The organism is Pseudomonas sp. IT-P44 (genome assembly GCF_949768225.1).
Classification (GTDB): domain Bacteria; phylum Pseudomonadota; class Gammaproteobacteria; order Pseudomonadales; family Pseudomonadaceae; genus Aquipseudomonas; species Aquipseudomonas migulae.
In genome coordinates, this window is sequence record NZ_CATKQM010000035.1 from 269,949 (window position 1) to 282,556 (window position 12,608).

General features: G+C 59.1%; 11 protein-coding genes. 8 read left to right on the forward strand and 3 right to left on the reverse strand.

Annotated features, from left to right (window positions below; translation table 11 throughout):
- Positions 1-153: 153 nt before the first annotated feature.
- Complete coding sequence (locus ACM6IO_RS19380; RefSeq protein ID WP_223453199.1) at positions 154-1,050, reverse strand: LysR substrate-binding domain-containing protein; 897 nt, start codon at positions 1,048-1,050, stop codon at positions 154-156.
- A 106-nt stretch (positions 1,051-1,156) separates the two neighbouring features.
- On the opposite strand from ACM6IO_RS19380, the gene ACM6IO_RS19385 reads away from it, so the two are divergent.
- The 8 genes from ACM6IO_RS19385 to rpoS all read left to right on the forward strand — a co-directional run bounded on the left by ACM6IO_RS19385 (position 1,157) and on the right by rpoS (position 8,289).
- Positions 1,157-2,269 (forward strand): S-(hydroxymethyl)glutathione dehydrogenase/class III alcohol dehydrogenase, encoded by a 1,113-nt coding sequence (locus tag ACM6IO_RS19385; protein ID WP_008029001.1) that lies wholly within the window; start codon positions 1,157-1,159, stop codon positions 2,267-2,269.
- Between the two features lie 8 nt (positions 2,270-2,277).
- Positions 2,278-3,123 (forward strand): S-formylglutathione hydrolase, encoded by an 846-nt coding sequence (gene fghA, locus ACM6IO_RS19390; RefSeq protein WP_008029003.1) that lies wholly within the window; start codon positions 2,278-2,280, stop codon positions 3,121-3,123.
- A gap of 53 nt (positions 3,124-3,176) precedes the next feature.
- Positions 3,177-3,650, forward strand: a complete 474-nt coding sequence (ispF, locus tag ACM6IO_RS19395; RefSeq protein WP_008029005.1) for a 2-C-methyl-D-erythritol 2,4-cyclodiphosphate synthase — start codon at positions 3,177-3,179, stop codon at positions 3,648-3,650.
- A complete protein-coding gene (gene truD / locus ACM6IO_RS19400; RefSeq protein ID WP_192417915.1) occupies positions 3,647-4,705 on the forward strand; it encodes a tRNA pseudouridine(13) synthase TruD in 1,059 nt (352 codons plus the stop codon). Before ispF ends, truD begins: the two co-directional genes overlap by 4 nt.
- Positions 4,693-5,442: a 5'/3'-nucleotidase SurE gene (gene surE / locus ACM6IO_RS19405; protein WP_008029009.1), complete on the forward strand. Its 750-nt coding sequence runs from the start codon at positions 4,693-4,695 to the stop codon at positions 5,440-5,442. Before truD ends, surE begins: the two co-directional genes overlap by 13 nt.
- A 38-nt stretch (positions 5,443-5,480) precedes the next feature.
- Positions 5,481-6,116 carry a protein-L-isoaspartate(D-aspartate) O-methyltransferase gene (locus tag ACM6IO_RS19410; protein WP_177318174.1) on the forward strand — a complete coding sequence of 212 codons (636 nt, stop codon included), beginning with the start codon at positions 5,481-5,483 and terminating at the stop codon, positions 6,114-6,116.
- A gap of 202 nt (positions 6,117-6,318) precedes the next feature.
- On the forward strand, positions 6,319-7,176 hold the full coding sequence (locus ACM6IO_RS19415; protein ID WP_008039422.1) for a peptidoglycan DD-metalloendopeptidase family protein: 858 nt from the start codon (positions 6,319-6,321) through the stop codon (positions 7,174-7,176).
- A gap of 105 nt (positions 7,177-7,281) precedes the next feature.
- The gene (gene rpoS, locus ACM6IO_RS19420) at positions 7,282-8,289 is read left to right on the forward strand and encodes an RNA polymerase sigma factor RpoS (RefSeq protein WP_008029016.1); all 1,008 of its coding nucleotides are present in this window, start codon (positions 7,282-7,284) and stop codon (positions 8,287-8,289) included.
- Positions 8,290-9,467: 1,178 nt separating this feature from the next.
- Here rpoS and fdxA read toward each other — a convergent pair.
- Positions 9,468-9,791: a ferredoxin FdxA gene (fdxA, locus tag ACM6IO_RS19425; RefSeq protein WP_007908827.1), complete on the reverse strand. Its 324-nt coding sequence runs from the start codon at positions 9,789-9,791 to the stop codon at positions 9,468-9,470.
- A gap of 142 nt (positions 9,792-9,933) precedes the next feature.
- Complete coding sequence (gene mutS, locus ACM6IO_RS19430; RefSeq protein ID WP_008029969.1) at positions 9,934-12,513, reverse strand: DNA mismatch repair protein MutS; 2,580 nt, start codon at positions 12,511-12,513, stop codon at positions 9,934-9,936.
- Between the last annotated feature and the right edge of the window lie 95 nt (positions 12,514-12,608).

Consider the following 12,608-nt stretch of genomic DNA (forward strand, 5'->3'; position numbering starts at 1 on the left):
TGCTTTCATCATTCTGAAACCGCGTCGCGTCCTTCGCGAGCAAGCCCGCTCCCACATTCGGTCGCATTCTTTCTGAAGGAACTCGGTGAACTGTGGGAGCGGGCTTGCTCGCGAAAGCGGTAGTCCAGACAGCAAATCCGGCAATGATTTACATCAGCTTCGGTACTCCGGTCTTTGTGCCAACCCTTCCTTCAAATAATCCACCAACTTGCGCACCTTCGGCGACAGATGCCGCTGCTGTGGATAAAGCGCCCAAACGGCAGTGTTCGGCGGCTGATGAGCCTCCAGCAGCGAAATCAAATCCCCGGTTTTCAGATGCTCCAGCACGTAGTAATCCGGCAACTGACAGAGCCCGACGCCCTGTAACGCCGCATCCAGCACTGCTTGCCCACTGTTGCAACGCCAGTTTCCCTGCACCCGCTGGGAAAATTCCCGCCCGTTCTGTTCCAGTTGCCACAGGTCCGAACTACCGATGAGGCAGTTGTGGCGGCTCAGTTCCGACAAGCTATGTGGGCGACCATACCGTTCCAGGTAGGACGGCGACGCACACAAATACATGCGTCGCGGTGCCAGTCGCGTGGCGACCAGTCGTGAGTCCTGAAGGCGGCCGAGGCGGATCGCCAGGTCCAGGCCTTCATGCACCAGGTCGAGTTGACGGTTGCTCAGCTCGATATCAATCCGCAGTTGCGGATAGAGCCCCATGAATCGCGTCACCAGCGGCACGATAAAGCGTTCGCCATAGGCCACCGCGCAGGTCATGCGCAACATGCCTTTGGGCTCGCTGGTCAGGTCGCCGACGGCTCTGAGCGCTTCTTCACGACCGTCCTGCAACCGTTGGCAATGCTGCAAAAACGTTTGCCCGGCTTCGGTCAGCGTGACTCGTCGGGTGCTGCGGTACAGCAGGCGCGTCTGAAGGCGTTCTTCGAGGCGTACTATTTGGCGACTGATGTGGGAGGACGACACCCCAAGACGCTCTGCCGCCGCCGTAAACTGGCTGCATTCGGCCACGGCAACGAACTCGTCGATACCTTCCCAGCGGTTCTCGGACATTAACGATTATCCCTGTATGGCAATAATGTTTTGCTTTTGTCCGGATTATTCACCGTAAGGCGCTGTATTACACTCACTGTCTCGTTTTATTCACTGGAGAACCAACATGATCAAGTCGCGCGCCGCCGTTGCCTTCGAGGCCAAGAAACCCCTCGAGATCGTTGAAGTCGATGTCGCCCTGCCCAAGGCCGGTGAAGTTCTGTTGCGTGTGGTTGCCTCCGGTGTCTGTCATACCGATGCCTACACCCTGTCGGGCGCTGACCCGGAAGGTATCTTCCCGTCGATCCTCGGCCACGAAGGTGGCGCGGTGGTTGAGGCGATTGGCGAGGGCGTGACCTCGGTCGCTGTCGGCGATCATGTGATCCCGCTGTACACCCCGGAATGCCGCCAGTGCAAATTCTGCCTGTCGGGCAAGACCAACCTGTGCCAGGCGATTCGTGCGACCCAGGGCAAAGGCCTGATGCCAGATGGCACCACGCGTTTTTCCTACAAGGGCCAGCCGATTTTCCACTACATGGGCACTTCGACGTTCTCCGAATACACCGTGCTGCCGGAAATCTCCGTCGCCAAGATTCCTAAAGAAGCGCCACTGGAAAAAGTCTGTCTGCTGGGCTGCGGCGTCACTACCGGCATTGGCGCGGTACTCAATACAGCCAAGGTGAAACCGGGTGATACCGTGGCAATTTTCGGTCTTGGCGGTATTGGTCTGTCGGCGGTCATTGGCGCGGTAAAAGCCAAGGCTGCGCGCATCATCGCCATCGACATCAACCCGGCCAAATTCGAGATCGCCAAACAGTTGGGTGCAACCGACTGCGTGAACCCGAAAGACTTCGACCGTCCGATCCAGGAAGTCATCGTCGACATGACCGATGGCGGCGTCGATTTTTCCTTCGAGTGCATCGGCAATGTCCAATTGATGCGCGCCGCACTTGAGTGCTGCCACAAGGGCTGGGGCGAGTCGGTGATCATCGGCGTCGCCGGTGCCGGTCAGGAAATCGCTACCCGCCCATTCCAGTTGGTCACCGGTCGCGTCTGGCGCGGTTCGGCGTTCGGCGGTGTGCGCGGTCGTACCGAGTTGCCGAGCTATGTCGAAATGGCCGAGACCGGCGAGATCCCGCTGGATACGTTCATCACCCACACCATGGGCCTGGAAGATATCAACAAGGCTTTCGACCTGATGCATGAAGGAAAAAGCATCCGTTCCGTCATTCATTTCTGAGGTCGGTCATGAGCCTGGAAAATATCTCCTGCCAGAAAAGCTTCGGCGGCTGGCACAAACGCTACCGGCACCGTTCCGACGTGCTCGGTTGCGACATGGTGTTTGCCGTGTACCTGCCGCCGCAAGCGGAGCAGGGCGGCAAACTGCCGGTGCTGTACTGGTTGTCCGGCCTGACCTGCACCGACGAAAACTTCATGCAAAAGGCCGGCGCCATGCGCATGGCCGCCGAGCTTGGGTTGATCATCGTTGCCCCGGACACCAGTCCGCGCGGTCCCGATGTGCCGGGTGATCCGGACGGTGCCTGGGACTTCGGCCTAGGCGCCGGGTTTTATCTGAATGCCACGCAGGAACCCTGGTCGCGGCATTATCGGATGCATGACTATGTCGTGCAGGAATTGCCGGCATTGGTCGAAGCCCATTTCCCGGCTTCGGACAAGCGCGGTATCAGCGGCCACTCCATGGGCGGTCACGGCGCGCTGGTCTGTGCGTTGCGCAATCCGGGGCGCTATCAGTCGGTGTCGGCGTTCTCGCCGATCAACAATCCGATGGATTGCCCATGGGGGCAGAAAGCCTTTTCCCGTTACCTGGGCGAAGACCGTTCGAAGTGGCGCGAGTGGGATGCCTGTGCGCTGATTGCCGAGGCTGACGAGAAGCTGCCGCTGTTGGTCGACCAAGGTGATCGAGATGATTTTCTCGCCACCCAGCTCAAGCCTGAAGCCTTGCAACAGGCGGCCAAACTGGCCGGTCATCCGCTGACGTTGCGCTTGCAACCGGGCTACGACCACAGCTATTTCTTCATCGCCAGCTTCATCGATGAACACTTGCAGCATCATGGACGTGCTCTAAGCGCCTAATGACTGACAAAGCAGGTAGAATCACGCCCTGACAAAAATCGGGGCGTTTTTTTATGCGTATTGGCCACGGCTATGATGTGCACCGTTTCGCTGAAGGCGATTTCATTACTCTGGGCGGCGTGCGCATTGCACACGGCTTCGGGCTGCTCGCTCATTCCGACGGTGACGTCCTGCTGCACGCCTTGAGCGATGCCTTGCTCGGCGCTGCTGCGCTGGGTGATATCGGCAAGCATTTCCCGGACACCGACCCGACATTCAAGGGTGCCGACAGCCGTGTGCTGTTGCGTCATGTCGTCGCACTGGTCCACGCCAAGGGCTGGAAGGTCGGCAACGTTGATAACACCATCGTCGCCCAGGCGCCGAAAATGGCCCCGCATATCGAATCGATGCGTGCGCTGATTGCCGCGGATCTTCAAGTTGAGTTGGATCAAGTGAACGTGAAAGCTACCACCACCGAAAAGCTCGGCTTTGTCGGTCGCGAAGAAGGTATTGCCGTGCACTCCGTTGCCTTGTTGCTGCGCGCATGAACGAACTGCAATTGCTTGGCCCGCGTGCCTATGGTGAAGCTCTCGGCACCGCTGTACTGAAAGCTACGGCGGAAGATTTCCAGGTCGATGAAGTCCTCAATATTCCGCTCAGCGGCGACGGCGAGCACCTGTGGATCTGGGTGGAAAAACGCGGCCTGAATACCGAAGAGGCAGCACGTCGAATCGCCAAGGCGGCGGGCGTGCCATTGCGCACCGTCAGTTACGCCGGTCTCAAGGATCGTCAGGCGCTGACGCGTCAGTGGTTCAGCGTACAACTGCCGGGCAAGGCCGACCCTGATCTGTCGGCGGCGGAAAACGATACGCTGAAAATCCTCAAGACCGGTCGGCACAAACGCAAGCTGCAACGCGGTGCCCACTCGGCCAACGGTTTCACCTTGCGTCTCACGCAATTCGCTGGCGACAAAGCGGCGATCGAAGCGCGTCTGCAACTGATCGCCAAACAAGGTATTCCGAATTATTTCGGCGCCCAGCGTTTCGGCTTTGACGGTGGCAACGTGGTCGATGCCCGTAGCTGGGCCGCGCGCAAGGCCTTGCCGGAGCAGCGCAACGTGCGTTCGCGTCTGCTTTCCACCGCCCGCAGTTTTCTGTTTAACCAAGTGTTGGCGGCGCGCGTTGCTGATGGCACCTGGCAGCAAGCGCAGGTTGGCGATCTGTTGGCGTTTACCGACAGCCGCAGTTTTTTCCCGGCCGGTGAGGCCGAGTGCAGCGACCCGCGACTGGCGATTCTAGACCTGCACCCGACCGGCCCGCAGTGGGGTGAAGGTGACTCGCCGGCGATGGGCGCTGTCCATGAACTGGAGCAGGCAATCGCCGCCCGCGAAGCAGACCTTCGCGATTGGTTGATTAACGCCGGAATGAGCCACGAACGTCGCATCCTGCGACTGCCCATTGGTGGGTTGACGTGGCATTATCCCGAGCCTGACATTCTGCAACTGGAATTCGTCCTGCCGGCCGGATGCTTTGCCACTGTATTGGTGCGCGAGCTTGTTGATCTGGTGCCGGTGGGGCAGACGGACAGCCCATGCGTATTCTGATTTCTAACGACGATGGGGTAACCGCACCCGGTCTCGCCGCGCTTTATGCTGCGCTGGCAGATTACACCGAATGCGTGGTTATCGCCCCGGACCAGGACAAAAGCGGCGCCAGCAGTTCGCTGACGCTCGATCGTCCGTTGCACCCGCAAACCCTGGCCAACGGCTTTATCAGCCTTAATGGCACACCGACCGATTGCGTGCACCTGGGCCTCAACGGCTTGCTGGAACGCGAAGCGGACATGGTGGTTTCCGGCATTAACCTGGGCGCCAACCTGGGGGACGATGTGTTGTATTCCGGTACCGTGGCAGCGGCCCTCGAGGGGCGTTTCCTGAAGCGGCCATCGTTTGCCTTTTCGTTGGTCTCACGGCAGGTCGAGAACCTTCCCACAGCCGCTTACTTTGCGCGCAAACTGGTGGAAGCCCACGCTGACCTTGACCTGCCACCGCGCACGGTGCTGAACGTGAACATTCCCAATTTGCCGCTGGACCACATCCGCGGAATCCAGCTGACGCGCCTCGGCCATCGCGCCCGCGCCGCGGCACCGATGAAAGTGGTCGACCCGCGCGGCAAGTCCGGTTACTGGATCGCCGCCGCCGGGGACGCCGAAGACGGCGGCCCGGGCACCGACTTCCATGCGGTGATGCAAGGCTATGTATCCATCACGCCGCTGCAACTGGATCGCACCTTCAATGATGCTTTCGCAAGTCTCGACGGCTGGCTGGAGGGACTGCGCTGATGGCTCGTGAACAAGACCCGATGCATCGCGGTATCGGGATGACCTCGCAACGTACCCGCGAGCGCCTGATTCAGCGGTTGTACGAGGAAGGCATTTCCAACACCAAGGTGCTGGAAGTGATCCGCCTTACGCCACGACACCTGTTCGTCGACGAAGCGCTGGCACACCGTGCCTACGAAGACACGGCGTTGCCGATCGGTAACAACCAGACGATCTCCCAGCCTTACATGGTGGCCCGCATGAGCGAGCTGCTGCTGGAAGCGGGGCCTCTGGACAAGGTAATGGAAATCGGCACGGGGTCGGGTTATCAGACCGCAATCCTGTCGCAACTGGTCGAGCGGGTTTTTTCCGTCGAACGCATCAAGGTTCTGCAGGACCGGGCCAAGGAACGCCTGGTTGATCTGAACTTGCGCAATGTGGTTTTCCGCTGGGGCGATGGCTGGGAAGGCTGGCCTGCGCTGGCGCCGTACAACGGCATTATCGTGACGGCGGTGGCGACCGATGTGCCTCAGGCCTTGCTTGATCAGTTGGCACCTGGAGGGCGACTGGTCATACCGGTCGGCTCGGGTGAAGTGCAACAGTTGATGCTGATCATCCGCGAAGAGCACGGGTTTTCCAGGCGTGTTCTGGGGGCGGTGCGTTTCGTTCCATTGCTCAACGGCCCCCTGGCCTGAGCATTTGTCCGGGCGCGGTGAATTCTCTTCGATTGCCTCTGTCTTACAGCGGCGTCGATCGGTTAAACGGGTTTCATCGTCAGGTAGCAAACGTGTGCTTCGCTTCATTAAAGGTAAAGCCTGCACAGCCCGTTATACTGGTGACACTTCATGCCGGGAGCGCGGCAATTCAATATTTCAGCCACCACAAAGGGAGCGGCGGGTGAGTCTCACAGTCATTGCGCAGCGAATGGGTATAACGAGCTTTCAGCGCCTGGTGACTGGCCTAGTCTTGAGTACCTTGCTGGTCGGTTGTTCCAGCAACAAGTCGAGCGACGTACGCGTCGTCGATCGCAACAATGCCGTGGCCCAGCGTCCGGCAGTGACCACGGGCCAGTATGTGGTTCGACCTAAAGACACCTTGTTTTCCATCGCCTTTCGCTACGGCTGGGACTACAAAGCCCTCGCCGCACGCAACAACATTCCTGCGCCTTACACGATACATCCGGGTCAGACGATTCGCTTTGACGGTCGCACCGGTTCAACGCCGACGGCGGTGGCCAGCCCGGCCGATTCGGCGCCTTCATCGTCGAGTAAAACCACAGTAATCCGGCGCCAGCCGAATGGCGCAACTACGACGACAACGGTGGTTGCACCGTCCGTCGCCAACAAGCCAGCACCCGCTCCGATGCCTCCTGCAGGCCCGGCCCCGACCGGCTGGGGGTGGCCTTCTAATGGCATTCTCATTGGAAAATTCTCTTCAAACGGTAGTTTGAATAAAGGAATTGATATCGCCGGGGATTTGGGACAGCCTGTTTTAGCTGCGTCTGATGGGACGGTGGTATACGCCGGGAGTGGCTTAAGGGGCTACGGCGAATTGGTCATCATCAAACACAGCGACACCTACGTCAGTGCCTACGGTCACAACCGCAGGCTGTTGGTTCGGGAGGGGCAGCAGGTCAAGGTCGGACAGACAATTGCCGAAATGGGGTCAACGGGTACAGACCGGGTGAAACTGCATTTTGAGATTCGCCGACAAGGTAAACCTGTAGATCCGCTGCAGTTCCTGCCACGTCGTTGATTTGTTACCAGCCTGTTCCGTCACGTAGAGGGAACAGGCTCCAGCGTTGCCAAGGATAAAGGCGCCGCTTGAGCCTGAGGTCGAACTCACCAAAGGACTATAACAATGGCTCTCAGTAAAGAAGTGCCGGAGTTTGACATCGACGATGAGGTTCTCCTGATGGAGACCGGCATCGGTACGGATTCGATGTCGAATGATGAAGGGGCTGCTCCACCTTCCGTTCGTGCCAAATCCAGACACTCCGCCTCGTTAAAGCAACACAAGTACATCGATTACACGCGTGCGCTCGATGCCACGCAGCTGTACCTCAATGAAATCGGCTTTTCCCCTCTGCTGTCCCCCGAAGAAGAAGTTCACTTTGCACGCTTGTCGCAAAGTGGCGATCCGGCCGGGCGCAAACGCATGATTGAAAGCAACCTGCGGCTGGTGGTGAAAATCGCCCGACGCTATGTCAATCGTGGCTTGTCGCTGCTGGACCTGATCGAAGAGGGCAACCTCGGACTGATTCGGGCGGTAGAAAAGTTCGACCCCGAACGTGGCTTCCGCTTTTCGACCTACGCAACCTGGTGGATTCGTCAGACCATCGAGCGCGCGATCATGAATCAGACCCGGACCATCCGGTTGCCGATCCATGTGGTCAAAGAGCTTAACGTGTACCTGAGGGCCGCACGGGAGCTGACGCAAAAACTCGATCATGAACCCTCACCCGAAGAAATCGCCAACCTGCTGGAAAAACCGGTGGGCGAGGTCAAGCGCATGCTGGGCCTGAACGAGCGGGTTTCTTCGGTCGATGTCTCACTGGGTCCGGATTCGGATAAAACCCTGCTGGACACCCTTACCGACGACCGTCCGACCGATCCATGCGAACTGCTGCAGGATGACGACCTGTCCCAGAGCATCGATCAATGGCTCTCGGAACTGACCGACAAGCAGCGCGAGGTGGTCATACGCCGCTTCGGCTTGCGCGGGCACGAGAGCAGCACGCTGGAAGATGTAGGCCTGGAAATTGGCCTGACCCGGGAACGCGTCAGACAGATTCAGGTTGAAGGCCTGAAGCGTCTTCGGGAGATTCTGGAGAAAAATGGCTTGTCGAGTGAGTCGCTGTTCCAATAAGCAAATCGCTTGAGCGGCATGCAAAAAGCCCCGACTGGTTCGGGGCTTTTTGTTGTCTGGCTGACGCGCCTGCAATGACGATATGTTTGTAGTCTTGCGGTGTAAGTCTTGGCTTACTCTTGCGTAAGTGTTCGCTATTTTTACACCCTGGAAGACGACTACTGTTCGCCGAGGCTGGTTTTAATGCTTTGATTTATATAAATATTTATAAAAGCTAGGAACATATGACAGCGGATTTTTGCGGGGGAGGGCGATTGCTCTTGCTCGGGAATTCTCTAGTATTCAGGTTGTGTCGACGGACAGACACGCCCTTCAAGGATGAGGGGAAAGGACATTGCAGGATGCGATTCATCAGGACGATGAAAAGGAACACAGGGAATAGGGAAAAAATGTGGGCGGGTCAAACCGCCCCTTTTTTTTGTCTTTTTTTGGTTTGGGTGCCACTTTATTTTCCGCGTGGGCACTGTTCTTTGTAGGAGCCAGCTTGCTGGCGATGGCGGCTTGATAGCCGACCGTTTTCTTCCTGGTGTACATATCCGTTTCTGCGGTAACGGCGGCTATTGGTTTCGCCCTTACGGCGAGTCACTTGGAAGAGCCCCAAGTAACCAAGGGCTCTTGCCCCTTTCGTTCGGTGCCTCGCCTAGGCTCGGCATGTCCTCACTCCGGTCCTGCTCCGTGGGCCCGCCGCCATCGGCCATCCATGGCCGGGGGCGGCTAACCCGGCATCCATGCCGGGTTGCCCACTGCGCAGAACCTGCGCTCGGCCTCTCGAGGGGGCGTGTACCTCAAGATCAAAAGCTGAAGGCGAGCTAACGCTCGGCCTGATGAGTGGTGAGAATCAAAAGCGTACGTGCCCCTCTGTAGGCGCTGGCTTGCCAGCGATGGTGGTCAACGGTAGCGCGTGCTGTCTGGATAGACGCGGCGCACTTGAATCCATCGCCAGCAGGCTGGCTCCTACAGGAGTGGCGTGATCCCGGTTCTCTCACACGACACAGAATCTGTAGGAGCTGGCTTGCCAGCGATGGTGGTCAACGGTAACGCGTGCTGCCTGGATAGACGCGGCGCACTTGAATCCATCGCCAGCAAGCTGGCTCCTACAGGTTTTTGCGTTATCAATTTTTTTGCCTGCAAAAAAGCAAAAAGGCCCGCAAGGGGCCTTTTCGGGAACGCAGGGTCAATCAGCGTTCGAGGTCTTTGATCTTGCCTTTGACGCCATCCCACTCTTCGGCGTCGGGCAACGATTCTTTCTTCTCGGTGATGTTCGGCCAGATTTCGGCCAACTCAACGTTCAGCTGAATGAATTCCTGCATCTCTTCCGGGACTTCATCTTCGGAGAAGATGGCCACGGCAGGGCATTCTGGTTCGCACAGTGCGCAGTCGATGCACTCATCCGGGTGAATCACCAGGAAATTCGGGCCTTCGTAAAAGCAGTCCACCGGACAGACTTCTACGCAGTCGGTGTACTTGCACTTGATGCAGTTGTCGGTGACGACGAAGGTCATTTCTAATTTTCTCCTCAGGCGGCGGCAGCGGAGCCCCTTCACGTTGGGGTCGCCAGGTTTGGGAGCGATAGTCTGCAGGCCAGGCTATTAGCCTGCAGCATCCCAAACCGCGCGAGATTCTAACAGCTTGCAGGCAAGTGCGTTAGATCCGTGTCTTTAGTGTATAGAGCATTTCTAGTGCACGACGCGGTGTCAGGTCGTCCAGATCCAGTTTGGCCAGTTCTTCGAGTACCGGATGCGGCAGGCTGGCGAACATGTCGCTTTGCTGTGGCGCGGCCGATTTGCCTTTGGCAGCCTTGGGCACTTCATGCGGCAGCGCGGTGGCTTCCAGTCGACCCAGGTGCTCGCGAGCGCGCACGATCACTTCGCTTGGCACGCCGGCCAGTTGTGCAACGGCCAGGCCATAACTCTGGCTGGCAGGCCCAGGCAGCACGTGGTGCAGGAACACAATGCGCTCGTTGTGCTCAGTGGCATTGAGGTGCACGTTGGCCACCAGCGGTTGCGCCTCCGGTAGCACCGTCAGTTCAAAATAGTGCGTGGCAAACAGCGTGTAAGCCCGCAGCTGCGCCAGGCGTTCAGCCGCCGCCCATGCCAGGGACAGGCCGTCGAAGGTGCTGGTGCCGCGACCGACTTCGTCCATCAGCACCAGGCTGCGCTCGGTGGCGTTGTGCAGAATGTTGGCGGTTTCGCTCATTTCGACCATGAAGGTCGAACGCCCACCGGCCAGATCATCGCTGGAACCGATCCGGGTAAAGATCCGGTCCACCAGCGACAATTCGCAACTGGCCGCCGGCACGAAGCTGCCGATGTGCGCCAGCAGTACGATCAACGCGGTCTGGCGCATGTAGGTGGATTTACCGCCCATGTTCGGACCGGTGATCACCAGCATGCGCGTGTTGTCGTCGAGGCTCAGGTCGTTGGCCACGAACGGCGTGGTCAGTACTTGCTCGACCACCGGGTGACGACCCTGGCTGATGCGCATGCACGGCTCGTCGACGAAGCGCGGGCAGTTCAGGTCGAGGTTCAGCGCGCGTTCGGCGAGGTTGCTCAGCACATCCAGCTCGGCCAGGGCAGCAGCGGTGTCTTGCAGCGGCGGCAATTGGCTGATCAAGTCTTCGAGCAGCGCTTCGTAGAGCATCTTCTCGCGGGCGAGGGCGCGGCTCTTGGCCGACAGCGCCTTGTCCTCGAACGCCTTCAGTTCCGGCGTGATAAAGCGCTCGGCGCCTTTGAGCGTCTGGCGACGGATATAGTCGGCCGGCGCCGATTCAGCCTGCTTGCTCGGCAGCTCGATAAAGTAGCCGTGAATGCGGTTGTAACCGACTTTCAGGTGCGACAGACCGGTGCGGGCCTTCTCGCGTGCTTCCAGATCGATCAGGAACTGCCCGGCGTTTTCGCTGAGCGATTGCAGGTCGTCGAGTTCGCTGTCGTAACCGGTTTTCAACACGCCGCCGTCACGGATCACCGCAGGCGGGTTGTCGATGATGGCTTTTTCCAGCAGGGCCGCCAGTTCCGGGTAAGTACTGGTGGTCTTGGCCAGTTGAATAATGTGCGGCGCTTCCAGCTCTGCCATCGCCACTTGCAGCTCAGGCAATGCACCGAGGGCATCGCGCAGGCGCGCCAGGTCGCGAGGGCGCGCATTACGCAAACCGATGCGCGCGAGAATCCGCTCGATGTCACCGATTTCCTTGAGCTGCGGTTGCAGCTTTTCGAAACGGTAACCGTCGAGCAGACAGGTGATCGAGGTCTGGCGCGCGAGCAAAACGTTCAGGTCCCGCAGCGGACGATTCAACCAGCGAGTCAGCAAGCGGCTGCCCATGGCGGTCTGGCAGCGATCGACCACCGATTGCAGCGTGTTGTCGCGACCACCGGCCAGGTTGGTGTCCAGTTCCAGGTTGCGACGGCTTGCGCCATCCAGCACCACGGTGTCGTCCAGGCGCTCATGGCGCAGGCTGCGCAAATGGGGCAGGGCGGTGCGCTGGGTTTCCTTGGCATAGCTGAGCAGGCAGCCGGCAGCGCCGATGGCCAGGGTCAGGTTCTCGCAGCCAAAACCCTTCAGGTCCTGGGTCGAAAACTGCTGGCAGAGACTTTTCAGCGCCGAGTCGCGCTCGAAATCCCACGGCGCACGACGACGAACCCCACGGCGTTTCTCCGCCGGCAAATCCTTCGGCCAGTCATCCGGGATCATCAACTCCACCGGATTGACCCGCTCCAGTTCCGCCAGCAGGTTTTCCCAGCCCTTGATCTCCAGCACGGAGAAGTTGCCGCTGGTGATATCCAGCACCGCCAGACCGAACAGACGCTCGTCACCCAGCACCGCGGCGATCAGGTTGTCCCGACGCTCATCCAGCAGCGCTTCATCACTGACCGTGCCCGGCGTGATGATCCGCACTACCTGCCGATCCACCGGGCCTTTGCTGGTCGCCGGGTCGCCGACCTGTTCACAGATCACCACCGATTCGCCGAGCTTCACCAGTTTCGCCAGGTAACCTTCCGCGGCGTGGTAAGGAATCCCACACATCGGAATCGCCTGACCGGCCGACTGCCCACGGGCGGTCAGGGTGATGTCCAGCAACTTGGCGGCCTTCTTCGCGTCTTCATAGAAGATCTCGTAGAAGTCACCCATGCGATAGAACATCAACTGGTCGGGGTGCTGGTTCTTCAGGCGCCAGTACTGCTGCATCATTGGCGTGTGAGAGGACAGATCGGAGAGTGCTTTATTCATCGGATAATCAGGCAAATTCGTTGAAAGGTGTAGGGCAAAGGAGGGACATCGGCCCGGCTTTTCCGCGATGGGCGCAAGGTTACCATGGGCGGTCC

Excerpts from the sequence above, each read along its gene's own strand:
- ACM6IO_RS19385 (WP_008029001.1), top strand. The coding sequence starts at position 1,157 with ATGATCAAGTCGCGCGCCGCCGTTGCCTTCGAGGCCAAGAAACCCCTC.
- fdxA (WP_007908827.1), bottom strand. The coding sequence starts at position 9,791 with ATGACCTTCGTCGTCACCGACAACTGCATCAAGTGCAAGTACACCGAC.
- ACM6IO_RS19410 (WP_177318174.1), top strand. The coding sequence starts at position 5,481 with ATGACCTCGCAACGTACCCGCGAGCGCCTGATTCAGCGGTTGTACGAG.
- truD (WP_192417915.1), top strand. The coding sequence starts at position 3,647 with ATGAACGAACTGCAATTGCTTGGCCCGCGTGCCTATGGTGAAGCTCTC.
- rpoS (WP_008029016.1), top strand. The coding sequence starts at position 7,282 with ATGGCTCTCAGTAAAGAAGTGCCGGAGTTTGACATCGACGATGAGGTT.
- ACM6IO_RS19380 (WP_223453199.1), bottom strand. The coding sequence starts at position 1,050 with ATGTCCGAGAACCGCTGGGAAGGTATCGACGAGTTCGTTGCCGTGGCC.
- ispF (WP_008029005.1), top strand. The coding sequence starts at position 3,177 with ATGCGTATTGGCCACGGCTATGATGTGCACCGTTTCGCTGAAGGCGAT.
- fghA (WP_008029003.1), top strand. The coding sequence starts at position 2,278 with ATGAGCCTGGAAAATATCTCCTGCCAGAAAAGCTTCGGCGGCTGGCAC.
- mutS (WP_008029969.1), bottom strand. The coding sequence starts at position 12,513 with ATGAATAAAGCACTCTCCGATCTGTCCTCTCACACGCCAATGATGCAG.
- surE (WP_008029009.1), top strand. The coding sequence starts at position 4,693 with ATGCGTATTCTGATTTCTAACGACGATGGGGTAACCGCACCCGGTCTC.